The sequence below is a fragment of the Variovorax saccharolyticus genome (assembly GCF_030316765.1).
GTDB lineage: Bacteria > Pseudomonadota > Gammaproteobacteria > Burkholderiales > Burkholderiaceae_C > Variovorax > Variovorax saccharolyticus.
Map to the genome: position 1 here is coordinate 43,950 of NZ_JASZYT010000009.1, position 21,648 is coordinate 65,597.

At 66.8% G+C, this 21,648-nt stretch carries 22 protein-coding genes; 12 read left to right on the forward strand and 10 right to left on the reverse strand.

The features are described from left to right. Positions 1 to 110: 110 nt before the first annotated feature. Together QTI45_RS24930 and QTI45_RS24935 are read left to right on the forward strand one after the other, a co-directional pair. Positions 111 to 578, forward strand: coding sequence for an Ohr family peroxiredoxin (locus QTI45_RS24930; protein WP_286656193.1), 468 nt, complete (start codon positions 111 to 113; stop codon positions 576 to 578). A 32-nt stretch (positions 579 to 610) separates the two neighbouring features. After that, positions 611 to 1,360, forward strand: coding sequence for an SDR family NAD(P)-dependent oxidoreductase (locus tag QTI45_RS24935; protein ID WP_286656194.1), 750 nt, complete (start codon positions 611 to 613; stop codon positions 1,358 to 1,360). A gap of 31 nt (positions 1,361 to 1,391) precedes the next feature. On the opposite strand, the gene QTI45_RS24940 is transcribed toward QTI45_RS24935, so the two are convergent. The 9 genes from QTI45_RS24940 to QTI45_RS24980 form a co-directional block, all read right to left on the reverse strand. After that, positions 1,392 to 2,147 (reverse strand): ABC transporter permease, encoded by a 756-nt coding sequence (locus QTI45_RS24940; protein WP_286369370.1) that lies wholly within the window; start codon positions 2,145 to 2,147, stop codon positions 1,392 to 1,394. Further along, a complete protein-coding gene (locus QTI45_RS24945) occupies positions 2,144 to 2,950 on the reverse strand; it encodes an ABC transporter ATP-binding protein (RefSeq protein ID WP_286656195.1) in 807 nt (268 codons plus the stop codon). Before QTI45_RS24945 ends, QTI45_RS24940 begins: the two co-directional genes overlap by 4 nt. Then, positions 2,947 to 3,966: an ABC transporter substrate-binding protein gene (locus QTI45_RS24950; RefSeq protein ID WP_286656196.1), complete on the reverse strand. Its 1,020-nt coding sequence runs from the start codon at positions 3,964 to 3,966 to the stop codon at positions 2,947 to 2,949. Before QTI45_RS24950 ends, QTI45_RS24945 begins: the two co-directional genes overlap by 4 nt. An 88-nt stretch (positions 3,967 to 4,054) precedes the next feature. After that, entirely contained in the window at positions 4,055 to 5,269 is a 1,215-nt protein-coding gene (locus QTI45_RS24955; protein WP_286656197.1) for a xanthine dehydrogenase family Fe-S subunit, read from the reverse strand. Next, on the reverse strand, positions 5,266 to 6,105 hold the full coding sequence (locus QTI45_RS24960; RefSeq protein ID WP_286656198.1) for an FAD binding domain-containing protein: 840 nt from the start codon (positions 6,103 to 6,105) through the stop codon (positions 5,266 to 5,268). Before QTI45_RS24960 ends, QTI45_RS24955 begins: the two co-directional genes overlap by 4 nt. Before the next feature lie 10 nt (positions 6,106 to 6,115). Beyond that, on the reverse strand, positions 6,116 to 8,497 hold the full coding sequence (locus QTI45_RS24965) for a xanthine dehydrogenase family protein molybdopterin-binding subunit (protein ID WP_286656199.1): 2,382 nt from the start codon (positions 8,495 to 8,497) through the stop codon (positions 6,116 to 6,118). A gap of 14 nt (positions 8,498 to 8,511) precedes the next feature. Next, complete coding sequence (locus tag QTI45_RS24970; protein WP_286369376.1) at positions 8,512 to 10,014, reverse strand: TRAP transporter large permease; 1,503 nt, start codon at positions 10,012 to 10,014, stop codon at positions 8,512 to 8,514. Further along, positions 10,011 to 10,571 (reverse strand): TRAP transporter small permease subunit, encoded by a 561-nt coding sequence (locus tag QTI45_RS24975; RefSeq protein WP_286656200.1) that lies wholly within the window; start codon positions 10,569 to 10,571, stop codon positions 10,011 to 10,013. Before QTI45_RS24975 ends, QTI45_RS24970 begins: the two co-directional genes overlap by 4 nt. Positions 10,572 to 10,627: 56 nt before the next feature. After that, positions 10,628 to 11,722: a TRAP transporter substrate-binding protein gene (locus QTI45_RS24980; protein WP_286369378.1), complete on the reverse strand. Its 1,095-nt coding sequence runs from the start codon at positions 11,720 to 11,722 to the stop codon at positions 10,628 to 10,630. A gap of 336 nt (positions 11,723 to 12,058) precedes the next feature. Here QTI45_RS24980 and QTI45_RS24985 point away from each other — a divergent pair, with 336 nt between their 5' ends. Genes QTI45_RS24985 through QTI45_RS25000 form a run of 4 tightly spaced genes read left to right on the forward strand, consistent with a single transcriptional unit; the run spans position 12,059 to position 15,482 of the window. Continuing rightward, positions 12,059 to 12,364, forward strand: coding sequence for a non-heme iron oxygenase ferredoxin subunit (locus QTI45_RS24985; RefSeq protein ID WP_286369379.1), 306 nt, complete (start codon positions 12,059 to 12,061; stop codon positions 12,362 to 12,364). Next, entirely contained in the window at positions 12,364 to 13,650 is a 1,287-nt protein-coding gene (locus QTI45_RS24990) for an NAD(P)/FAD-dependent oxidoreductase (protein ID WP_286656201.1), read from the forward strand. Before QTI45_RS24985 ends, QTI45_RS24990 begins: the two co-directional genes overlap by 1 nt. 13 nt (positions 13,651 to 13,663) lie before the next feature. Next, positions 13,664 to 14,953 carry an aromatic ring-hydroxylating dioxygenase subunit alpha gene (locus tag QTI45_RS24995; protein WP_286656202.1) on the forward strand — a complete coding sequence of 430 codons (1,290 nt, stop codon included), beginning with the start codon at positions 13,664 to 13,666 and terminating at the stop codon, positions 14,951 to 14,953. A 4-nt stretch (positions 14,954 to 14,957) separates the two neighbouring features. Beyond that, positions 14,958 to 15,482, forward strand: a complete 525-nt coding sequence (locus tag QTI45_RS25000; protein WP_286369382.1) for an aromatic-ring-hydroxylating dioxygenase subunit beta — start codon at positions 14,958 to 14,960, stop codon at positions 15,480 to 15,482. Positions 15,483 to 15,505: 23 nt separating this feature from the next. On the opposite strand, the gene QTI45_RS25005 is transcribed toward QTI45_RS25000, so the two are convergent. Further along, a complete protein-coding gene (locus QTI45_RS25005; RefSeq protein WP_286369771.1) occupies positions 15,506 to 15,985 on the reverse strand; it encodes a MarR family winged helix-turn-helix transcriptional regulator in 480 nt (159 codons plus the stop codon). A gap of 169 nt (positions 15,986 to 16,154) precedes the next feature. On the opposite strand from QTI45_RS25005, the gene QTI45_RS25010 reads away from it, so the two are divergent. The 6 genes from QTI45_RS25010 to QTI45_RS25035 all read left to right on the forward strand — a co-directional run bounded on the left by QTI45_RS25010 (position 16,155) and on the right by QTI45_RS25035 (position 21,646). After that, positions 16,155 to 17,126, forward strand: a complete 972-nt coding sequence (locus QTI45_RS25010; RefSeq protein WP_286369383.1) for an amidohydrolase family protein — start codon at positions 16,155 to 16,157, stop codon at positions 17,124 to 17,126. Between the two features lie 25 nt (positions 17,127 to 17,151). Beyond that, complete coding sequence (locus QTI45_RS25015) at positions 17,152 to 17,904, forward strand: maleate cis-trans isomerase family protein (protein WP_286656203.1); 753 nt, start codon at positions 17,152 to 17,154, stop codon at positions 17,902 to 17,904. A gap of 8 nt (positions 17,905 to 17,912) precedes the next feature. Beyond that, a complete protein-coding gene (locus QTI45_RS25020; protein WP_286656204.1) occupies positions 17,913 to 18,740 on the forward strand; it encodes an alpha/beta fold hydrolase in 828 nt (275 codons plus the stop codon). A 36-nt stretch (positions 18,741 to 18,776) separates the two neighbouring features. Further along, positions 18,777 to 19,823 (forward strand): 2,5-dihydroxypyridine 5,6-dioxygenase NicX family protein, encoded by a 1,047-nt coding sequence (locus QTI45_RS25025; protein WP_286656205.1) that lies wholly within the window; start codon positions 18,777 to 18,779, stop codon positions 19,821 to 19,823. A 3-nt stretch (positions 19,824 to 19,826) separates the two neighbouring features. Next, entirely contained in the window at positions 19,827 to 20,462 is a 636-nt protein-coding gene (locus tag QTI45_RS25030) for an N-carbamoylsarcosine amidohydrolase (protein WP_286656206.1), read from the forward strand. A gap of 182 nt (positions 20,463 to 20,644) precedes the next feature. Continuing rightward, positions 20,645 to 21,646: a sugar ABC transporter substrate-binding protein gene (locus tag QTI45_RS25035; protein ID WP_286656207.1), complete on the forward strand. Its 1,002-nt coding sequence runs from the start codon at positions 20,645 to 20,647 to the stop codon at positions 21,644 to 21,646. Positions 21,647 to 21,648: the final 2 nt, after the last annotated feature.

Genomic DNA, 21,648 nt, shown 5'->3' on the forward strand with positions numbered 1-21,648 from the left:
CCACCGTCTTGGTCAGCGCAGGGTCCGAGCCGACACTTCCTGCCATGCCATCCCACTCACGGGATGGCTTCATGCCCCACAGGGCCAACCGAAGCGAAAAGGAATCCGACATGACCACCAAGATCCAAACCGTCCTGATGACGGGCAAGACCCATACGACAGCCAGCCGCCGTGATGGCGCTGCGCGCCGCGAAGACCGCGTCGACATCCGGATGTCGACGCCCGGCAAGGCCGGCAACGAGATCGCGCTCGAGGCGATCCCGCTGCATCCGACCGCCGAACAGCTGTTCGCCGGCGCCTGGTCGGCGTGCTACACCGGCGCGCTGGGCGTCGCGGCCAAGGCGAAGAAGGTGGCATTGCCCCGCGACATGTCGGTCGACGTCGAAGTGGATCTCGGCCAGACTGGCGATGCGTACTTCATCCAGGCCCGTATCGATGTGCGCATGCCCGGCGTCGCACTCGACCTGGCACAGGCCATCGCTCATGCAGCGCATGAGATGTGCCCCTATTCGAAGGCCGTGCACGGCAACATCGACGTCGCCACGAACGTCATTGCCGAAGAAACCCTGGCAGCCTAGTGCTCGGCCCACCCAACCTCCCGGAGTACAGCATGCACAAGCCTCTCGCCAACAAGGTCGCCCTCGTCACCGGCGGCTCACGCGGCATCGGTGCCGCCATCGCACGCCGCCTCGCCCACGACGGCGCCGATGTCGCCATCAGCTATTCGGCCTCTGCCGACCGCGCCGAAGCGCTGGTCAAGGAGCTGAAGGACCTGGGCGTGCGCGCCGCAGCCTTTCGGGCCGACCAGGCCGACCCGCTGCAGGTCGAAGCGCTGGTGAACAACACCGCACGGCATTTCGGCAAGCTCGACATCCTCGTCAACAACGCCGGTGTGTTCGTGGTCGGCCAGGTCGGCGCGCCCGACAGCGACATCGCCGCACTGGAACGCCAGTTCGCCATCAACGTCGGCGGCGTCGCCGCTGCGGTGCGCGCCGCCGTGCCGCTCATCAGCGACCACGGCCGCATCATCTCGATCGGCTCCGCCGCGGCCGATCGCACGCCCTGGCCGGGCGTGGCCGACTATTCGGCGACCAAGGCAGCGGTGTCGGCCTACACCCGCGGCTGGGCGCGCGACCTCGCCCCGCGCGGCATCACGGTCAACACCGTGCAGCCCGGCTCCATCGACACGGAGATGAACCCGCAGGACGGCGACTTCGCCGCCGTGCAGAAGGCAGCCATTCCGCTCGGCCGCTATGGCCGGCCCGAAGAGATCGCGGCGGCGGTCGCCTTCCTCGCAGGCCCCGACGCCAGCTTCATCACCGGCATTGCACTCGACGTCGACGGCGGAGCCGCGGCCTGATCGCCGAAGCCGGCATCGGCAGGAGCGGCACTCAACGCCAGGGCGTCAGCCGCCGCTCGGCCAGCGCCAGCGCCCCGTAGAGGCCCAGCCCCATGATCGCGAGCACGATGACCGCCGCGAACACCCGGGTGGTGTCGAAGGTGCCCTGCGCGCTCAGGATGACATAGCCCAGGCCGCGTTGCGAGGCGACGAACTCGCCGACGATCGCGCCCACCAGCGCCAGCGAGATGGCGACCTTCATGCCGGCGAGGATCGAAGGCAGGGCGCCGGGGAGGCGGACCTTGAAGAAGAAGTCCAGCCTCGAGCCTCTCAGGACCCGTCCGAGGTCGAGCACGTCGCCCGGCACCGAGCGCAGGCCGTGCACGGCGTCGACGATGACCGCGAACACCGCGATCAGGAAGGCGATCGCGATCTTCGGTTCGGATCCGGTACCGAGCCAGATGACGAAGAGCGGTGCGATCGCGACCTTCGGAACGCTGTTCAGGCCGATGATCAAGGGATAGACCGTGTGCTCGAACAGCTTCGAGCCCACCAGCATCGTGGCGAGCAGCACGCCGATCAGTGCCGCCAGGATGAAGCCTGCGAGCGTGGTCAGCAAGGTGTAGCCTGCGTGATCCAGGTAGAACTGCCACTCGCCGAACAGCTCGCCCAGCACCGCGCTGGGCGGCGGCAGCGTGATCGGTCGCACGTGCATCGTGCGCACCAGCAGCTCCCAGACCAGCAGGAAGACCAGCAGCGAGAAGGCCCCCAGGAACCAGCGCTGCGCCGTCTGCATCTTCGTGTTCATGCGGCCACCCCTTCATCGACTTTCCCGGGTTCCTCGTTGATCAGGCCCATGTCGTGGAAAAGCGCCCGGATGCGATGGGTGTAGCGGCCGAACTCGGGCGTTTCGCGCACCGCCAGCTTCCGGGGCCGCGGGAGATCGACCTCGATGATGTCCGCGATCCGGCCAGGCCGCGGCGACAGCACGACCACGCGGTCCGCCAGGTACACGGCTTCGGCAATGCCATGCGTGACGAAGACCACGGTGTTGCGCGTCTCCAGCCAGATGCGCTGCAGTTCCGCGTTCATCTGGTCCCGGGTCAGCGCGTCGAGGGCGCCGAAGGGCTCGTCCATGAGCAGCAGGCTGGGCTGGTCGATCAGCGCCCTGCAGATGGCGGCGCGCTGCCGCATGCCGCCCGACAGTTGACGCGGATACTTGCCGCCGAAATCGGTCAGCCCGGCGAGTGCCAGCAGCTCGCGCATCGCCTGCCTGTAGTTCGCCAACGGCTTCTTCGCGAACTCGATGGGCAGCATGATGTTGCGTTCGATGGTCCTCCATTCGAGCAGGGCATCGCGCTGGAAGACCATGCCGACGTGGTCCGGCGGTCCGGCGATGTCGCGGCCGTCGGCCTTGAGGCTTCCGGAGCTGATTTCCTCCAGGCCTGCAATGCAACGAAGGAAGGTGCTCTTGCCGCAGCCGCTCGGGCCGAGGATGCTGACGAATTCCCCCGGCCGGATGTCCAGGGAGATGCCGTCGAGGGCGGTGAGCGGCGGCTCGCCGCCGTAGACCTTGCCCACGTTCTTCGCGCTGATGGTGGATGCGCTCACTTCGGCACTCCGGCCGCGGCACGCACCATGCCGGGAACGAAGAAGTCGTTGCCGTCCTTGATCGACTTGATCAGTCCGACGTCGGTGAGCGTCTTGACGGCGACCGCGAAGTCCGCGGCCACCGGCGCGCCGAGCAGCTGGCCTTCGGGTGCGGGCAGCTGGAAGAAGCCTTTCAAGGCATCGATCTGCGCGCGGAGAATCGCCTTGTCGAGCTTGGCTTGCGGACGCTGGGCGACGATCGCATCGACGGCTTCGCCCTCGTGCCCGTTGTAGATGTACTGCCACGATGCGGCCACGACGCTCGCGAACCTGGCGATCGGCTCGCGCTTCGCCGCCAGCTTGGCTTCGGTGGCGAACAGGCCGAAGCTCGGCATGTTCAGGTTGTAGTCCGCGAAACGGATGGCGTCCGAGGGGCGGGTCTGCGATACCACCGGCAGGAAGAAGGGGATGGTCGAGAAGGCGGCGTCGGCACGGCCGGCCGCATAGGTGGACGCCTTGCCCGCGGCGTCGACGTTGATCAGCTCGAGGTCGCCGCGCTTGACGCCGCCAGACGCCAGGAAGGCATCGATGAACGGCGCTTCGAGCGAGCCGGCGGTATAGGCCACCTTCCTGCCCTTGAGGTCCTTGGGGCCCTTGATGCCGGCCTCCTTCGGAACCAGCAGGCCGATGTCGCTCAGCCGGGCGAAGACCGCTACGGCCTTCACCGGCAACCCCTTGTCGCGCGCGATCATCATCGAGGCGAGGGCCGCGTGTCCGAGGTCGAACTGGTCGCCGCCGCCGACGATCTGCACCGTCGTCACGGAGCCGTTGCCGTCTTCGAGGGCGACGTCCAGGCCGGCGGCACTGAACCAGCCCTTGTGCTGGGCCAGGTGCATCGCCGCCTGGACGCCCCATGGCGTCCAGTCCATCCGGACCTTGAGCTTGTCTGCCTGCTGCGCGGCCGCGTTCACCGCGATGGCCAGGCCGATGAAGCCGGCCGCCAGGATGCCGACTGTGCGAGTGATGAACCGTGTCATGTGCTGCTCCGGAAAAAATGGAAAAAAGCGGGGCTCGCCCCGGGCGGAAGCGCCGAGGACGGACGAAGGAAAAGCAGGGGTCGCCGCGTCAGTCGCCGCGGCCGAAGAGTCGCCTTATTCGCGACCACATCACGCTCATGGCGAGGCTGAAGGCATTGAGCTTCGCCGGCGGCAATGGAAGGTCGGATGCACGATCCGGGTCCATGCGCAGCGTCACGTTCTTGCCGAACTCCTGGATCAGCCGGCCGACGAAGTCCTTGACCAGCCCGGAACGCGAGAACTGCGCCAGCGGGCCTTGCAGCGAGTACAGCAGGTCGACTTCCACCTTCGTGGTGCGGGCGTCGACTTCCACCAGCCGATAGGAGACATCGCCATTGGCTCGGGACTTGCTGATGGAATCCTGTCCCGCGCCCTTGAGCACGGCCGAGCGTGCCGCGTCGTTGCGGTCCAGGCGGGCGGCGCCGTTGAAGCTGGCGGACATCGGTCCGAACTTGATCGCCACCCGGCCCTTGACCCGATCTCCTTCATGCTCGGTCAACTCGGCCCCGGGCAGGCATCCTGCCACCGCAGGCAGGTCGGCCATGAACTTCCACACCTCGGCCGCGGGGTACGGAACCTTGAAGCCGCCTTGAATGCTGGTGCCGGCCTTCGACGCTCCGGCGGCGGAGACGGCGGCGGTGTCGTCGGCAGGCGCCTGCTTTTCGGCCGCCACGGCCACCTGGCCGATGTCGGTCGCCTTGAACCTGCGAAAGCCGGTGGCACCGCCTGCCGCGACCGTGATGTCGCGGTAAACCTTGGCGTTGGCCGCCCGGAGCGCGGCGACCGCGGGCGTGCCGTCGCCGCGGCATTGGCCTAGCACGTCCATGACCGCGTTGACGATGCCCATGTAGCCGGTGCATCGGCAGAGGTTTCCGGACAGCTCGACCCGGACCAGGTCCTCGTCGGCGTTCGGGAAGCGCAGCACGATGTCGCGCGCGGTGGCCAGCATGCCCGGCGTGCAGAAGCCGCACTGCAGTCCGTGGTGGCGCGAGAACGCGGGGCGCAGGAGCGCCATCACCGGATCGTCGTCGTAGCCTTCCACGGTGGTGACCTGCTTGTGGTCGCAGGCGACCGCGAAGGTGATGCAGGAGCGAACCGGCTGGCCGTCGAGCAGCACGGTGCAAGCGCCGCAGACCCCATGCTCGCAGCCCAGATGCGTACCGGTCTGGCGCCCTTCGTCGCGGATGAAGTCCGCCAGATGCATGCGCGACGGAACGTCGCGGCTGACCGTTCGCTTGTTGATCTCTATGGCGATGGCGGTCATTGCAACTTCTCCTTGGCCACTGCTTGTTCGAGACAGCGCAGGACAGCGGCCGTCATGAGTTTCCTGTCGATGGCGTCCTTGCCTGGTGCCGCGGCCGCCAGGGCCTTGTCGATCTCGGTGCGCGACGGCAGCGCGCCGGACTCCGCCACCGCCGACGCGATGGCGGGCAGCGCCTGGGGCGCGCCGTCCAGCGCGCCAACCACCACGCGGGCGAAGGCGCGGCCGGGATCGAAGACCGCGCAGCAGCTGGCTTCGGCGAACTCGCCGGTCTTGCGGCAGAACTTCGAGTATCCCCAACGGGCGTCGTCGCCCAGCTGCGGCACATGAACGGCGCTGATCAGTTCGCCTTCCGCCAGCTCGGTGGTGTAGGCGCCCAGCATGAATCGCTCCATGGGCACCATGCGACTGCCCGTGGCGCCGGCGAGTTCGATCCGGGCTGCGAGCGCGGTCATGGTCAGCACCCAGTCCGCAGCCGGGTCGGCATGCGCGAGGCTGCCGGCCACGGTGCCGCGGTTGCGGATGGCGCGGTAGGCGATGCCCGAGGCGACGGTCTGCAGCAGCGTGCCGCGCAGCGGCGGGAAGACGCCGTCCTCGATCTCCGCGTGGGTCACGGCTGCGCCGATGCGGATCACGCCGCCCTGGAGCGCCACCTCGCGCATCTCGGGCAAGGCCGTGACATCCACGACCCGCTTGGGCCTTGCCAGCCGAAGGTTGAGCATCGGACCCAGGGACTGGCTCCCACCCATGACCTTCGCGCTGCCCGGGGCTTCGCCCAGCAGTCGGATCCCTTCCTCGAGGGTGGCGGGGCGTACGTATTCGAACAGTGCGGCTTTCATCGTGCGCTCCTCATGCGGCCTTCCGGTGCCGGCTCGCCTCGGCCTCGGCAATGGCCTCGAGCAGGCGCCGCGGCGTCAGCGGCGTGTGCGCCACTTCGGCGCCGAGGCCCTTGAGCGCGTCGTTCACCGCATTGAAGATGGCGGCCGGCGGCGCGATCGCACCGCCCTCCCCCATGCCCTTCGCGCCGAACTCGGTGTGCGGCGAAGGGGTCTCGAAATGGTGGATGCGCATGTGCGGAACTTCGGTCGCGCCCGGCAGCATGTAGTCGGCCAGCGTCGAAGCCAGCGGCTGGCCGTTGGCGTCGTACGGCGTCTCCTCGTAGAGCGCGGTGCCGATGCCCTGTGCCACGCCGCCGTAGGTCTGGCCCTCGACGATCAGCGGGTTGATCATCGTGCCGCAGTCCTCGACGATCACGTAGTCGAGGATCTCGACATGGCCGGTCTCGGGATCGACGGCGACCGTGACCGCATGGGTGGCGTAGGTGAAGGCGCCGGTATCGACCTTGGGCTTGAACCCGGTGGTGGTCTCCAGGCCCGCCGGGTCGACGTCGGCAGGCAGCCTGTCGGGGCGCAGGTACCAGGCCTCCGCGACCTCGGAGATCGGCACGCCGCCGCCAGGGCCGAGCACACGGCCGTCGGCAAGAGCGACCTCCTCCGGCCTGGCGCCGATCAGATGCGCGCCGATGTGCCTGATGCGCGGCGCCAGCACCTTGCAGGCGCGCGACACCGCGCCCCCGGACATCACCAGGGAACGCGACGCATAGGTGCCGGTCGAGTAAGGCGTCTGCGCGGTGTCGCCGTGGACCAGCTTGATGCGCGAAATGTCGATGCCGAGGATCTCGTGGGCGATCTGCGCGAAGCTGGTTTCCATGCCCTGTCCGTGCGAGTGCACGCCGACGCGGATCTCCAGGCCGCCGTCGGGCGTGAGCCGCACGGCTGCCGAGTCGAAGCCCGGGATGACCGGCGTGCCCCAGGCGGCAAACACCGAGGTGCCGTGCGCCGACTGCTCGGTGTAGGTCGCGAAGCCGAGGCCGATCAGGCGGCCGTCGGGTTCGACGCGGCGCTGCCGTTCGCGCACGGCGTCGACGCCGATCATCTCGCGTGCCTTCAGCAGGCTGGCCGGATAGTCGCCGCTGTCGAAGTGCTTGTTCGTGACGTTGACATAGGGCATCAGCTCGGCGGGCACCAGGTTTTCGAGCCGCACTTCCCATGGCTCGCGGCCGACCGCGCGGGCGACCGCGTCCATGGTCAGCTCCATCGCGAAGCACACGCCGGTCCGGGCGACTCCGCGGTAGGGCACGAAGGCCGGCTTGTTGGTGGCCACGCATTCGGTCACGCAACGGTAGCCGCGGAAGGCATAGGGGCCCGGCAGATTGCCGATCGCCTGGCCGGGTTCGAGGCCGATGGTGAAGGGCCAGACCGAATAGGCGCCGCCGTCGATCACGATGTGCGCGTCGAGCGCAAGGATCTTGCCGCGCTCGTCGGCATAGGCCGTCATTTCGTAGTGGTGCTCGCGCGTGTTGGCACCGGCGATCAGGTGCTCGCGACGATCCTCTAGATAGCGAAAGGGCTTGCGATGCGTCTTGGCCAGCCACGCCACGCAGAGTTCTTCCTGCTGCAGCACGCATTTGTAGCCGAACGCGCCGCCCACATCGGGCGCGATCACGCGGACTCGCCCCTGGTCCATGCCCAGGCACTTGGCCAGGATGGTGCGGATCATGTGGGGCACCTGGGTGGCGGTGCAGACCACCAGCATGTCGGCCTGATGGTCCCAGTACGCCAGCACGGCCTTGCCTTCCATCGGCACCATGCAGTGTCGCGCGAGGTCGATCGAGCGGTGCACCACCAGCTTGGCCTGGCCGGCGAGTTCGTCGAAGCGGGTGTCGGCCTTCAGGGTCAGGAAGTTGTGGTGCGTCCAGCCTTCGTGGATGAAGTCGGCGCTCGCCGCCTTTGCAGCCTCTGCACTGGCGTAGACCGGCAGGTCGTCGAACTCGATCTCGATGGCCTCGGCCAGGTCTTCGGCTTCGGCGCGCGTCGGCGCGAAGGCCATCGCCACGGGTTCGCCGACGAATCGCACCTTGCCGGCGGCCAGCGGCGGCTGGGCCGATGGCTGGTAGGTCGGCAGCAGCGACTCAGCGACGATGTCGAGGGCGTCGCCCATCGTCTCGCGCAGCACCACGCGTCCGGCGCCCTCGACCGGCAAGGTGGTGCCGACTATCCGTGCGTGGGCCAGCGGGCTTCGAAGAAAGGCCACTTCGCTCAGTTCGGCCATGTGCATGTCGGCCACGAACTGGCCCTTGCCGTGCAGGTGCCGGGCGTCTTCCTTGCGCTCCACCCGGGCACCCACGCCCTGGCCCGCCGGCTTCGCACTATCGCTCTGGTTGTGTTGCATCGTCCTGTTCCCGCTCACTGCTTGGGTTCCTTCGTCTCGCCGCCACCGAACATCCTGGAAGGGTCTTCACGCTCCTGCGCTTCGTCGTCCGGCCGTTCGGGCCCGCGCTGGAAGTCGAGCTGCACCTTGTCGGTATCGACGACCACCTCCTTGTCGAGCAGGAAGGTCACGGTCTGCGGCACGAAGATCACCACCGCGACCAGGATCAGTTGCATGACCACCCAGGGGATGGCTCCCAGGTAGATGTCCTTCGACAGCACCTTCCGGGGCAGTTTGCCTTCCTTGTGCAGGGTGTCGGAAATCCCTCGCAGGTAGAACAGGGAAAAACCGAATGGAGGATGCATGAAGCTGGTTTGCATGTTCACGCAGATCAGCACGCCGAACCACACCAGGTCGATGCCCAGCTTGTGGGCCACCGGTCCCAGCAGCGGCAGGATGATGAAGGCGATCTCGAAGAAGTCGAGGAAGAACGCGAGGAAGAAGATGAAGATGTTGACCGCGATGAGGAAGCCGATCTGGCCGCCCGGCAGGTCCGCCAGCAGGTGCTCGATCCACACGCCGCCGCTGACGCCCTGGAACACCAGCGAGAAGGCCCGCGAGCCGATGAGAATGAACACCACCATGGCCGTCATGCGCATGGTGGCGGTCATGGCGCTCTGCAGCAGGGGCCAGCTCAGCCGGCGATGCGCCGCCGCGAGCGCAAACGCACCCAGTGCTCCCATGGCGCCGGCTTCGGTCGGCGTGGCGATCGCATGGTCGATGCCCGGCAGGCCGCCCATCGAACCCAGCACCGCGAAGATCAGGATGGCCGAAGGGATGATGCCGCGCAGGCACTTCAACCACAGCGCCCAGCCGTTCAGGGTGCGGGCCTCCTTCGGAATGCCGGGCACGTCTTGCGGCCGGAAACGGCCGAGCAGGAAGGTGTAGAGCGCGAACAGGCAGACCTGCAGGATGGCCGGACCCCACGCGCCCTTGTACATGTCGCCCACCGAGCGCCCGAGCTGGTCGGCCAGCACGATCAGGCAAAGCGAAGGCGGCACGATCTGGGTGATGGTGCCCGACGCCGACAGCACGCCCGTGGCGTAGCGCATGTTGTAGCCGTAGCGCATCATCACCGGCAGCGAGATCATCGCCATGGCGATCACCTGGCCCGCCACCGTGCCGGTGATCGCGCCGAGTATGAAGCCGACGATGATCACCGAGTAGCCCAGGCCGCCGCGCACGGGCCCGAACAGCTGGCCCATGGAGTCCAGCATGTCCTCGGCGAGGCCGCAGCGCTCCAGCACGCATCCCATCAAGGTGAAGAAGGGGATCGCGAGCAACAGGTCGTTCGACAGGATGCCGAACACGTTGAGAGGCAGCGCCGAGAGGAATCCGGCCGGGAACCACCCCATGTAGATGGCGACGCCGCCGCTGGCCACGCCCAGCGCGGCGAGGGAGAAGGCGACCGGAAATCCGAGCAGCAGCACGGCCACCAGCGCCGCGAACATGATCGGCGGGAAGGTCTCGAGGCTCATTGAACGGGCCTCTCGTAGTGAAGGTTCATTTCGTAGCGGTCCTGCAGCCACAGGACCCGTTTCGCGATCTCGCTGAAGGCTTGCAGCACCAGCAAGCCGAAGCCCAGAGGCAGCAAGGCCATCGCCGGCCAGCGGATCAGGCCGCCGGCATTCGACGATGACTCGTTGGTGCGGACCATGTCGACCAGCAAGGGCCAGGACATCCAGGTCAGCAATCCCATGATGGGCAGCAGAAACACGACCAGGCCGAACAGGTCCAGCAGCACCTGGCGGCGCGCGGTCCAGCGGCCGTAGAAGAGGTCGACTCGCACGTGCTCGTTCAGCCGCAGGACCTGCGCGGCGCCCAGCATGACGCCGGCTCCGAAGAGGTACCACTGGATCTCCAGCCAGCCGTTGGAACTGATGCCGATGCCGTAGCGGATCAGCGCATTGCCGCCGCTGATCACGCAGGCCAGCAGCAGGGCCCACTTGGCGACGGCGGCCGCAAGGTCGGTCAGGCGGTCGATGCCGCGCACCCAGGCCGGCAGCGGGCCGTGAGTCGGCGTTGATTTTTTCATGTGGGGACTACCAATCATCCGGCGCGCCCCCGTGGCGGGGGCGGCTCTGGTGGGATTCAGCCGGCGCTCTTGGTGACGTTGGCGAAGGTGTAGTTGTCCAGTTCGGCTTCGGCGACACGGAACCAGCTCGCCTGATCCCGTCGGTACTTGAGCCAGCTCGGCAGCATCGCCTTGAAGTCGGGGTTGGCTTCGGCGAGCTCGTTCATCAGTTCGCCCGAGGCCTTGAAGGCGGCATCCATCACCGGCTTCGGGAAATAGGAGAGCTTCGCGCCCTGGCCGACCAGCTTCTTGATCGCTTCGGGATTGCGATTGTCGTAGTCGGCGATCATCTTCATGGTCTGCTCGTTGCAGGCACATTCGAAGGCCGCCTTGTACAGCGGCGGCAAGGCATCCCATGCCTTGCTGTTGACCATCGCGGTGATCGATGCGCTGCCTTCCCACCAGCCCGGCGAGTAGTAGAACGGGGCGACCTTGTTCAGGCCCAGCTTGGCATCGTCGTAGGGTCCGATCCACTCGGCCGCATCGATGGTCCCCTTCTCGAGCGAGGGGTAGATGTCGGCCGCGGGAATCTGCTGCGGCACCGCGCCGAGCTTCGACATCACCATGCCGCCGATGCCGCCGATGCGCATCTTCAGGCCGTTGAGGTCCGCCACGCTCTTGATCTGCTTGCGATACCAGCCGCCCATCTGGACGCCGACGTTGCCGCAGACGAAATTGGTGATGCCGGACTTCTTGTACATCGCGCGCACCAACTCCATGCCGCCGCCGTACTGCATCCAGGCGTTGTGCTGGCGCGCATTGAGGCCGAAAGGCAGGCCGGTGTCGAAGGCCACGGCCGTGTTCTTGCCGACGAAGGCGGATGCCAGCACATGGTTGACTTCGATCGTGCCGTTGCTGACGGCTTCCATGTTCTGCGCCGGGGGAACGATCTCGCCGCCGGCGAAGCACTGGATCTGGAACTTGCCGTCGGTCAGCTCGGCGACGCGCTTGCACAGGTGCTCGGCCGAGCCGTACATCGTGTCCAGGCTCTTGGGCCAGCTGGTGGACATGCGCCACTTGATGCTGGGCGCGGACTGCGCCATCGCGGGCGCTGCAATGGCACCCAGAACGCCGGCCATGGCCGTTTTGTCGAGGAAGGCACGTCGCTGCATTTTGAACTCCAGATGAGGTGGGGGTCTTCGGCTTGCCCAAAGCCGGTTGTTCTGAACATCGGGCGGGTTTATCGTCAGCATACTGAGCGTATTGATCAGTGTCAACACAGAATTCGAGTGGGGATTCACCTAATTTTCAATCGCACCAAAGGAGGGCATGCAAGGCGGACTGCCGCACCAATTTTGTACGTATGTTGTTGATTTAATGAGAGTTATGGTGCATCGACCCCGGCCACCGAAGGCCTCTGCCGGGTCCAGGAAACAAGCTCGATGGCCCTGTTGACGATTGTTAGTACACTGATGATAATTGCCGCTCAGTCAACCACGAGTAGAACCATGACATGGACCAAGATTGCGACCGCTGACCAAGTCGGCGAAGACGAAGCGATCGCCGTTGTTCTCGGCGATCTGAAGCTGGCGCTGTTCAACAGCGCCGGCGGTTTCCACGTCACCGACAACGTGTGCACGCACCAGTACGCGCTGCTGTCGGAGGGCTACGTGGAAGACGGCTGCGTCGAATGCCCCCTGCACCAGGGGCGCTTCGACCTCTCGACCGGCGCGGCGATGTGCGCACCGGCGACCCAGCCGATCCGCGTCTACCCGGTGAAGGTGGAAGGGTCTGACATCCTGGTGGATGCGTGATGGCCTCCCGTGACACGGACGTGCTCATCGTCGGCGCGGGCCAGGCCGGCGCCTCTGCCGCGGCGGCGCTGCGCGACTTCGGCTACCCGGGGCGCATCCTGATCGTGGGCGCGGAGCAGGCCCTGCCCTACGAGCGCCCGCCGCTGTCGAAGGCCATGCTGGCCGGATCGGGCGCGGTCTCCGACATCCTGATCCACCCGGCGGGCTTCCACGCCGAGAAGGGCGTCGAGACACTGCTGGGAGTGGCGGTGTCCTCCCTCGACGTGCAGGGCCGCACCGCCACGCTGACCGATGGCGCACGGACAACCTGGCGACACTGCCTGATCGCCACCGGCGGCCAGGCCCGCACCGTGGCCGGACTGGCGCCCGGCGCCGCCCGGGTCCACTACCTGCGCACGATCGCCGACGCGCTGCGACTGCGCGAAGCGATGCGGCAGCACCGGTCGGTGCTGGTCGTCGGGGGCGGCTTCCTCGGCCTGGAGGTCGCCTCGACGGCCCGGACCCTGGGCCTGTCCGCCACGGTCCTCGAGAGTGCCGATCGCCTGCTGGGACGGGTCATGCCGCCGGCCCTTTCCTGCTGGCTGCGCGAGGCCGTCTGCGCGGCCGGCGTCGACCTTCGGCTCGACGCCCGCTGCGAGGCATTCGATGTGCACGCGGATGGCGTCGTGGTCACGCTGGCTTCCGGCGAGAAGGTGTCGGCCGACATGGTCGTCGCCGCCATCGGGCTGGTGCCGGAAGTCGGCCTCGCGCGCCGCGCGGGCTTGAAGATCCACCCAGGCAACGGCGGCATCGCCGTGAATGAACGCTGCGAGACCAGTGCGCCGGGCGTGTACGCCGCCGGCGACTGCAGCAGCCAGCACCATCCCTTCGTCGATGCCGAGATTCGGCTGGAATCCTGGCAGAACGCCAACGAGCAGGCCCGGCTGGTCGCGGCCGCCATCGCCGGCCAGCCCGCCGCGACGCTGACGGCGCCCTGGTTCTGGAGCGACCAGTTCGGCGCCAACCTGCAGATCCTCGGCGTCCCGGTTCCGGGGCTCGAGTACCACTGCCGCGGCGAACCCGGGGACGGCGACACGGCAGGCAAGTTCCTGCTGCTCGGCGCCAACGATGCCGGCCAGATCCTTCATGCCATCGCAGTCAATGCCGGCGGCGAGCTCCGGATGCTCAAGCCCCTGGTGGACAGCAGGACGCCCTGCGACCCACTCGCCTTGTGCGACGCCGCCTCGCCGCTTCGCCAACAGGTCCGCGCCGCATTGGCACGGACGCCCTCACCCACCCTGTCCTAACCGGAGTTTGTCCATGCACAGCACCCACGCCGTCCTCGACCGCACCGTCCGATCGAAGGACGCTGACCTGTCGGCCTGCGTCTGGCCCGAAGACGCGCTGCATTTCATCCCAGACTGGGTCTACACGAATGACGCCGTGTACGGCAAGGAGATGGAACTCATCTTCCGCGGCCGCACCTGGAGCTACGTCGCGCTCGAGGCCGAGATCCCCAACGCGGGCGACTACAAGCGCTCCTATGTCGGCGACACCCCGGTGGTCGTGTCGCGCGCCGAGGACGGGTCGATCAACGTCTTCGAGAACCGCTGCGCGCACCGGGGCGCCGAGTTCTGCCGCCACGGCCAGGGCAACGCCAAGGAATTCGTCTGCCCCTATCACCAGTGGTCGTACGACCTGAAGGGCAATTTGCAGGGCGTGCCGTTCAAGCGCGGCGTCAACAAGACCGGCGGCATGCCGAAGGACTTCAAGAACGAGGACCACGGGCTCAAGAAGCTCTTCGTCACCACGCGCCGCGGCGTGATCTTCGCTTCGTATTCGGCCGACGTGGAGCCGATCGAGGAATACCTCACGCCCGAGATGCTGAAGGACTTCGACGTCGTCTTCAACGGCAAGAAGCTGAAGATCCTCGGCTACTACAAGAACGAGTTGCCGTGCAACTGGAAGATGTACCACGAGAACCTGAAGGACCCGTACCACGCCACCCTGCTGCATTCCTTCCTCGTGGTGTTCGGGCTGCTCGTCGCGGGCAACAAGTCGGCCATGATCGCCGACGGCAAGCATTGCCGCCACGGGACCATGGCCTCGGCCAAGTCCGAGGACAAGTACGCGGTGGTGAGCAGCGAGAACAAGAAGGAGATGCGCTCCTTCCACGAAGGCATGCACCTGCGCGACGACCGCTTCCTGGAGTTCGTGAAGGAGTTCGACTCCGAGTGGTCGGTGACCATGCAGACGATCTGGCCCAACCTCGTGGTACAGCGCGAGATGAACACCCTCGGCGTGCGCCAGATCGTGCCCAACGGGCCCAACAGCATGCTGATGCAGTGGACCATGTTCGGCTACGAGGACGACACCGAGGAGATGACCCAGCATCGGCTGCGGCAGGGCAACCTGATGGGCCCCGCGGGCTTCCTCGGCCTGGAGGACAACGAGGCGATGAAGTTCGTGCAGGAAGGCGTGCGCCGCTCCAGCAGCGACACCAACGTCATCAAGCTGGACGCCGACCGCATCGGCAGCTCGGAGACCCTGATCTCGGAGGCCTGCATCCGCGGCATGTACCAGTACTACCGGCAAGTGATGGGGTTCTGAGCCAATGACCGAACTCGCCTCCATTCTCTTTCGCCCGCGCCGGATCGCCATCGCGCGCGCGATGACGCTCACGCGCGAAGTCGAAGCCTTCAATGCCGAGTACTGCGCGGTCCTCGATGCCGGATTGGTCGAACAGTGGCCCGACTTCTTCACCGAGGACGCGATCTATCGCATCACGGCGCGCGAGAACGCCGAACTCGGCATGCCCGTCGGCCTGGTCTATGCCCACGGGCGGGACATGATGATCGACCGCGCGATCGCGATCTCCCGTACCCAGATGTTCGCGCCCCGCTACAACCTGCACGTGCTCGGCAACACCCGCGTCACCGACGAGGCGCCGGACGGCAGCATCGCGGCGCAGGCGAACTTCGTGCTGCTGCAGACGCTGGTCGAGGGCCCGAGCACCATCCACATGGCCGGCACCTTCTACGACCGCTTCGTGCGCCAGGACGACGGCCTGCTGCTGAAGGAGCGCCAGGCGATCTACGACACCACGATCATCGCCAACGACCTGGTCTATCCGCTGTGATGGCCGAGCTGCCGCGCCCCCGCTCAGATGCCGCGCAGGATGGTCCGGCTGTACTGGTTGTTGGCTTCGACCAGACGGCGCATCAGGTCCATCAGGATGGCCTTCTCGGCCGGCCGCAGCGGCTCCAGCATGCGCTCCTGGGCGCGGCTCATGTTGACATGCAGCTCGGCCACGAGGGTCTGGCCCTGCGCGGTCAGCTGCACATGGCGCGTGCGGCGATCGGAGGGGTTGGGCCGGCGCTCCAGAAGCCCGCGCTCCTCGAGGCGCTTCACCACGTCGGCAGTCGTGGTGCGGTCCAGCCCCACCTCCTGGCCGAGCGCCGTCTGGTCCAGGCCGGGCAAGGCCGCCACCGCCGTCAGCAGGCCGTACTGCACCGGCGTGATGTTCTCCGACTTGAACTCCTCCATGAACATGGCGACGTGGATCTGGTGGAGCCGGCGAACCAGGAAGCCGGGCCGCGCGAACAGCAACTCCTTGGCGGGGTCGGTCTTGCCGTCAGTCATTGCGCTCACATTGAGCCCTTCTTTATGTTAGTACACTGATGATTATAGATCGCGCAGAGAGCTTTACCTCCGCATATTCACTCGTGCGTATTGATCCACCGCAAGGCAAGCAACTTAAAACAACGAGTAGTCCTTGCATATTTTCCCCGCTTACTTTTCAGGAGTCCCCATGAACCGGATCCGCAAGATCGCCTTCGAAGAGCACTTCATGGCGCCCGGCTTCGAGCGTTATTCGAAAGCCTTCCTGCAGTTCATCGACCCGGCCACCGCCGACGATCTCGGTCGCCGCCTGGCCGACATCGATGGCCTGCGGCTCGAAGAGATGGACAAGGCCGGCATCGCGCTCACCATCTTGTCGCAGACGGGCCCCGGCGTGCAAGGGGAGGCCGACAAGGCCACCGCCATCCGAAGCGCCGCCGAGAACAACGACTACCTGGCCTCGCGAATCGCCAGGCATCCGACGCGGTTCGGAGGATTCGCGGCCCTGGCCATGCAGGAGCCGAAGGCCGCGGCTGACGAACTGGAGCGCGCGGTCGCGCAGCTCGGCTTCAAGGGCGCATTGGTCAACGGCCATACCCAGGGCCGGTACTACGACGACCCGGCCTACGACATCGTCTGGGAGCGCCTCCAGGACCTCGACGTGCCGCTGTACCTGCACCCGATCGACTTCCCGCAGGTGCCGCAGACGCTGGCCGGTTTTCCGGTGATCCAGGGCGCCGCGTGGGGCTGGGGAGTCGAGACCGGCTCCCATGCGTTGAGATTGCTGTTCTCGGGCGTGTTCGACCGCTTTCCCGGACTCAAGCTGGTGATCGGCCACATGGGCGAGGGCCTGCCCTTCCAGCGCTGGCGATTCGACAGCCGCTTCGCGGCCTACCCCTTCGGCGTGAAGCTGAAGCGAAAGCCGTCGGAATACATCGGCAGCAACATCCTCATCACCACCTCGGGCGTGTGTTCCGAGGCCGCGCTGAAAGGCGCGATCGCCGAGATGGGCGCCGAGGCCGTCATGTTCTCGGTCGACTACCCCTACGAATCCACTGCCGTCGCAGCCGACTTCATCGAGCAGTCCGAACTCGACGACAAGACGCGTGCCCTGGTCTGCCACGGCAATGCCGAGCGGCTGTTCAAGCTGAACGTCGACTGAATCCGCCATCCCAAGGAGCCATCCCATGAATCGCAACTTCCGCATCGGCCAGATCGTGCCGAGTTCCAACACCACCATGGAGACGGAGATCCCGGCCATGCTGCGCCTGCGCGAGCAGATCCGGCCCGAACGCTTCACCTTCCATTCCAGCCGCATGCGCATGAAGACCGTCCAGAAGGACGAGCTGGCCGCCATGGACGGCGAATCCGACCGCTGTGCGGTCGAGCTGAGCGATGCCCGCGTCGACGTGCTCGGCTATGCCTGCCTGGTCGCCATCATGGCCATGGGCCATGGGTATCACCGCCGCTCGCAGGAACGACTGACGGCCCACACGGAGAAGAACGAAGGCAAGGCGCCGGTCATCACCAGTGCCGGTGCGCTCATCGATGGGCTCAAGGTCATCGGCGCCAAGCGCATTGCACTGGTGGCGCCCTACATGCTTCCCTTGACCGAGCTGGTGGTGGACTACATCCGCAACGAGGGCTTCGAAGTGTCCGACTGGACGGCGCTGCAGATCCCCGACAACCTGGAAGTCGGGCGTCACGATCCCTCGCGGCTGCCGGCCATCGTGCGGCGGCTCAAGACCGACGACGTCGACGCCATCGTGCTGTCGGCTTGCGTGCAGATGCCCTCGCTGCCCGTGATCGCCCAGGTCGAGGCGATGACCGGCAAGCCCGTCATCACCGCGGCCGTGGCAACCACCTACGCGATGCTCAAGGCACTGGACCTCGAGCCCATCGTCCCGGGTGCGGGCGCCCTGCTGTCGGGCGCCTATTGAGATCCGACATGGCCGCGACAACATTCCTCCACGGCGCGAACGTGCGCGCCAACGGCATCCGCCAGCACTACCTGCGCTACGGCGGCAAGGGGCCCGTGGTCGTCATCGTGCCTGGCATCACCAGCCCCGCCGCGACCTGGGGCTTCGTCGCCGAACGCTTCGGCCAGCACTTCGACACCTACGTCCTCGATGTCCGTGGACGAGGCCTGTCCGAAGCGTCGGACGCCCTGGACTATGGCCTCGACGCCTGCGCCGCCGACGTGGCTGCCTTTGCCGAGGCACTGGCCCTGCCGGACTATCAGCTGGTCGGCCATTCCATGGGCGCCCGCATCGGCATCCGGCTGGCGCGCCAGAACCCGCAGGGCCTTCGCAAGCTGGTGCTCGTCGACCCTCCCGTGTCCGGGCCCGGCCGGCGCCGCTATCCCTCGCAGCTGCCCTGGTATGTCGACTCGATACGCCTCGCGCGGCGCGGCATCACGATCGAACGCATGCGCGAGTTCTGTCCGACCTGGACGCCGGAGCAGCTTCGACTGCGCGCCGAATGGCTCCATACCTGCGACGAGCGCGCGATCGTCACCACCTTCGACGGCTTCCACCAGGACGACATCCACGCCGACCTTCCCCACGTCAAGGTGCCGACGCTGCTCATGGTCGCCGGCCGGGGCGGGGTGATCCAGCCCGAGGACCGGGAAGAGCTGTCCCGCCTGCTGCCTGCCCTGCAGGTCGCCGATGTCCCGAACGCCGGTCACATGATTCCCTGGGACGACGAGGAAGGCTTCTATCAGGCCTTCGGCGGCTTCCTGGGTCACGCGTTGACGCCACCCGGTGCCGCCTGAATTTCATTTCGACATCCATCATCTGAAGGAGCACGCATGCCCGTCAGCAACTACCAACTGATCAGCGCCTGGAAGCAGGTTCTGACGCTGTCCAGGCTCGAGCGCGGCCAGACCGTCACCATCCTCACGGGGGCAGCCACGCATCCGCAGACTCTGGACTGCGCCTTGATCGCCGCCCAGGAGATGGGCGCCATCGTCAATCGCCTCGACCTTCCGCCCATCAACGGAGAAAAGGCGCACAGCCGCGACAGCCTCGCCTACCTCGGCACGACGCCGCTGACCGGCAATCCGGCCGCGATCGCGGCGCTGACCGCCAGCGATCTGGTGCTGGACCTGATGACGCTGCTGTTCTCGCCCGAGCAGCACGCGATCCTCGCGACCGGCACCAAGATCCTGCTGGCGGTCGAGCCGCCGGAAGTGCTGGTGCGGCTGGTGCCGACCGAAGCCGACCGGACCCGGGTCAGGGCCGCTGCCGCGCGCATCGAGAACGCCGGCGAGATGCACGTGGTCTCGGCGGCCGGCACGGACCTGCGTTGCCGGATGGGCGAGTTCCCGGTCATCAGCGAGTACGGCTTCGTCGACGAGCCCGGCCGATGGGACCATTGGCCCAGCGGCTTCGCGCTGACCTTTCCGGACGAGGGTGGCGCGAACGGCACCATCGTGGTCGACAAGGGCGACATCCTGCTGCCGCAGAAGAGGTACTGCAGCGATCCCATCGTGCTGACCGTCGAGAAAGGCTACGCCACGAAGATCGAGGGCGGCATCGACGCCGAGCTGCTGAGCGACTACATGGCCGCTTTCGATGATCCGGAAGCCTTCGCCATTTCGCACATCGGCTGGGGCCTGCAGTCGGGCGCGCGCTGGTCCACGCTGGGCCTGTACGACCGCGAGGCGACGATCGGCATGGACGCCCGCGCCTTCGAGGGCAACTTCCTGTTCTCGCTGGGCCCCAACAACGAAGCCGGCGGGAGTCGCACGACCACCTGCCATATCGACATTCCGCTGCGCAAGTGCACCGTTCGCCTGGACGGCCAGGAGGTCGTGCGCGACGGCAAGGTGCTGGATCAAGCAGCAGGAGCCTGAAGAATGAATTCCGAACTCGACACCTACGCCAGGCAGGGCTTCGGCGCCGACCTGCCTCTGAAGCCGCCCTATGGGCTGCTGATCGTGGATTTCGTCAACGGCTTCGCCGACCCCGCTGTCTTCGGCGGCGGCAACATCCCGGCCGCGATCGACCGCACGGTCGGCCTGCTCCGGGCTGCGCGAGAGCGCGGCTGGGCGGTCGCCCACAGCCGGATCGTCTATGCGGACGACGGTGCCGACCACAACATCTTCTCCCTCAAGGTGCCGGCGATGCTGACCTTGAAGGAGCGCGAGCATCGCAGCGCCATCGTGCCCGAACTGGCGCCCGCCGCAGGTGAACTGGTGGTGCGCAAGACCGTGCCGTCGGCCTTCTTCGGCACCCCGCTGACCCAATGGCTCACCCAGCGCGGCGTGCAGACCTTGCTGGTTGCCGGCGCGGTGACCAGCGGCTGCGTCAGGGCGAGTGTCGTGGACGCGATGTCCTGGGGCTTCAGGCCGGTGGTGCTGAGCGACTGCGTCGGCGACCGCGCCATCGCGCCGCATGACGCAAGTCTCTTCGACATGGCCCAGAAGTACGCGGCGGTCATGACACGCGACGAGGCGCTCGCGTTGGCCGCGGACGGTGGCGGGCGAGGGTAGTTTCCTTCTCGGTCCCGCCAGGCGCCGCCCTCCTCCCTCCTCCCGGCGCCGCACCCGCCCCGTAATACCCGGTCACCAAACCCCGGGTTTTCCATTAATCAATCCACTTGATTTATTAACTCGGCGATTCCAAACTCTGTTGCCCGCCCTCAATACTTTCTGGCAACTTTGGAGACAGACCGATGATCAAGCCGACCCTCGCCGCCGCGTTGACCTTTGCCGCGCTGGCTGCCCAGTTCCCCGCCCAGGCTGCGGAGCCCGTGATCGGCCTGATCACCAAGACCGAGACCAACCCCTTCTTCGTCAAGATGAAGGAAGGCGCCTCGGCCGAGGCCAAGGCCAAGGGCGCCAAGCTGCTCTCGGGCGCCGGCAAGACCGACGGCGACAACGCCGGCCAGGTGGCCGCCATGGAGAACATGATCGCCGCCGGCGCCAAGACCATCCTGATCACGCCGAGCGATGCCAAGGCCATCATCCCGGCCATCAAGAAGGCCCAGGAAAAAGGCGTGATGGTGATCGCGCTCGACAGCCCGACCGATCCGCAAAGCGCCACCGACGCCCTCTTCGCCACCGACAACTACAAGGCCGGCGTGCTGATCGGCGAGTACGCCAAGGCCGCGATGGCCGGCAAGCCGGTGAAGATCGCCACGCTCGACCTGTTCCCGGGCCACCCCGTGGGCGCCCAGCGCCACAACGGCTTCCTGCAGGGCTTCGGGCTGAAGAGCAACGACGCCAAGAACAACGAACTGGCCCGGCCGGCCGAAGTGGTGTGCATGGCCGACAGCTTCGGCGACCGCGCCAAGGGCCAGACCGCGATGGAGAACTGCCTGCAGAAGAACCCCGACATCAACCTGGTCTACACCATCAACGAGCCGGCCGCCGCCGGCGCCTTCAACGCGCTGCAGAAGTCCGGCAAGGACAAGAACGTGATGATCGTCTCGGTCGACGGCGGCTGCGACGGCATCAAGGACGTGACCGCCGGCAAGATCGCCGCCACCTCGCAGCAGTACCCGCTGAAGATGGCGGCGATGGGCGTCGCCGCCGGCGTCGACTACGCGACCACCGGCAAGAAGGTCAGCGGCTACACCGACACCGGCGTCACGCTGATCGCCGCCAAGCCGGTGGCCGGCATCGACAGCAAGGACACCAAGGTGGGCACCGATCTCTGCTGGGGCAAGAAGTAAAC

What these genes read in the sequence shown, in the direction of transcription:
- QTI45_RS24930 (WP_286656193.1), top strand. Translation starts at nt 111, where the DNA reads ATGACCACCAAGATCCAAACCGTCCTGATGACGGGCAAGACCCATACG.
- QTI45_RS24935 (WP_286656194.1), top strand. Translation starts at nt 611, where the DNA reads ATGCACAAGCCTCTCGCCAACAAGGTCGCCCTCGTCACCGGCGGCTCA.
- QTI45_RS24940 (WP_286369370.1), bottom strand. Translation starts at nt 2,147, where the DNA reads ATGAACACGAAGATGCAGACGGCGCAGCGCTGGTTCCTGGGGGCCTTC.
- QTI45_RS24950 (WP_286656196.1), bottom strand. Translation starts at nt 3,966, where the DNA reads ATGACACGGTTCATCACTCGCACAGTCGGCATCCTGGCGGCCGGCTTC.
- QTI45_RS24955 (WP_286656197.1), bottom strand. Translation starts at nt 5,269, where the DNA reads ATGACCGCCATCGCCATAGAGATCAACAAGCGAACGGTCAGCCGCGAC.
- QTI45_RS24960 (WP_286656198.1), bottom strand. Translation starts at nt 6,105, where the DNA reads ATGAAAGCCGCACTGTTCGAATACGTACGCCCCGCCACCCTCGAGGAA.
- QTI45_RS24965 (WP_286656199.1), bottom strand. Translation starts at nt 8,497, where the DNA reads ATGCAACACAACCAGAGCGATAGTGCGAAGCCGGCGGGCCAGGGCGTG.
- QTI45_RS24970 (WP_286369376.1), bottom strand. Translation starts at nt 10,014, where the DNA reads ATGAGCCTCGAGACCTTCCCGCCGATCATGTTCGCGGCGCTGGTGGCC.
- QTI45_RS24975 (WP_286656200.1), bottom strand. Translation starts at nt 10,571, where the DNA reads ATGAAAAAATCAACGCCGACTCACGGCCCGCTGCCGGCCTGGGTGCGC.
- QTI45_RS24980 (WP_286369378.1), bottom strand. Translation starts at nt 11,722, where the DNA reads ATGCAGCGACGTGCCTTCCTCGACAAAACGGCCATGGCCGGCGTTCTG.
- QTI45_RS24985 (WP_286369379.1), top strand. Translation starts at nt 12,059, where the DNA reads ATGACATGGACCAAGATTGCGACCGCTGACCAAGTCGGCGAAGACGAA.
- QTI45_RS24990 (WP_286656201.1), top strand. Translation starts at nt 12,364, where the DNA reads ATGGCCTCCCGTGACACGGACGTGCTCATCGTCGGCGCGGGCCAGGCC.
- QTI45_RS24995 (WP_286656202.1), top strand. Translation starts at nt 13,664, where the DNA reads ATGCACAGCACCCACGCCGTCCTCGACCGCACCGTCCGATCGAAGGAC.
- QTI45_RS25000 (WP_286369382.1), top strand. Translation starts at nt 14,958, where the DNA reads ATGACCGAACTCGCCTCCATTCTCTTTCGCCCGCGCCGGATCGCCATC.
- QTI45_RS25005 (WP_286369771.1), bottom strand. Translation starts at nt 15,985, where the DNA reads ATGACTGACGGCAAGACCGACCCCGCCAAGGAGTTGCTGTTCGCGCGG.
- QTI45_RS25010 (WP_286369383.1), top strand. Translation starts at nt 16,155, where the DNA reads ATGAACCGGATCCGCAAGATCGCCTTCGAAGAGCACTTCATGGCGCCC.
- QTI45_RS25015 (WP_286656203.1), top strand. Translation starts at nt 17,152, where the DNA reads ATGAATCGCAACTTCCGCATCGGCCAGATCGTGCCGAGTTCCAACACC.
- QTI45_RS25020 (WP_286656204.1), top strand. Translation starts at nt 17,913, where the DNA reads ATGGCCGCGACAACATTCCTCCACGGCGCGAACGTGCGCGCCAACGGC.
- QTI45_RS25025 (WP_286656205.1), top strand. Translation starts at nt 18,777, where the DNA reads ATGCCCGTCAGCAACTACCAACTGATCAGCGCCTGGAAGCAGGTTCTG.
- QTI45_RS25030 (WP_286656206.1), top strand. Translation starts at nt 19,827, where the DNA reads ATGAATTCCGAACTCGACACCTACGCCAGGCAGGGCTTCGGCGCCGAC.
- QTI45_RS25035 (WP_286656207.1), top strand. Translation starts at nt 20,645, where the DNA reads ATGATCAAGCCGACCCTCGCCGCCGCGTTGACCTTTGCCGCGCTGGCT.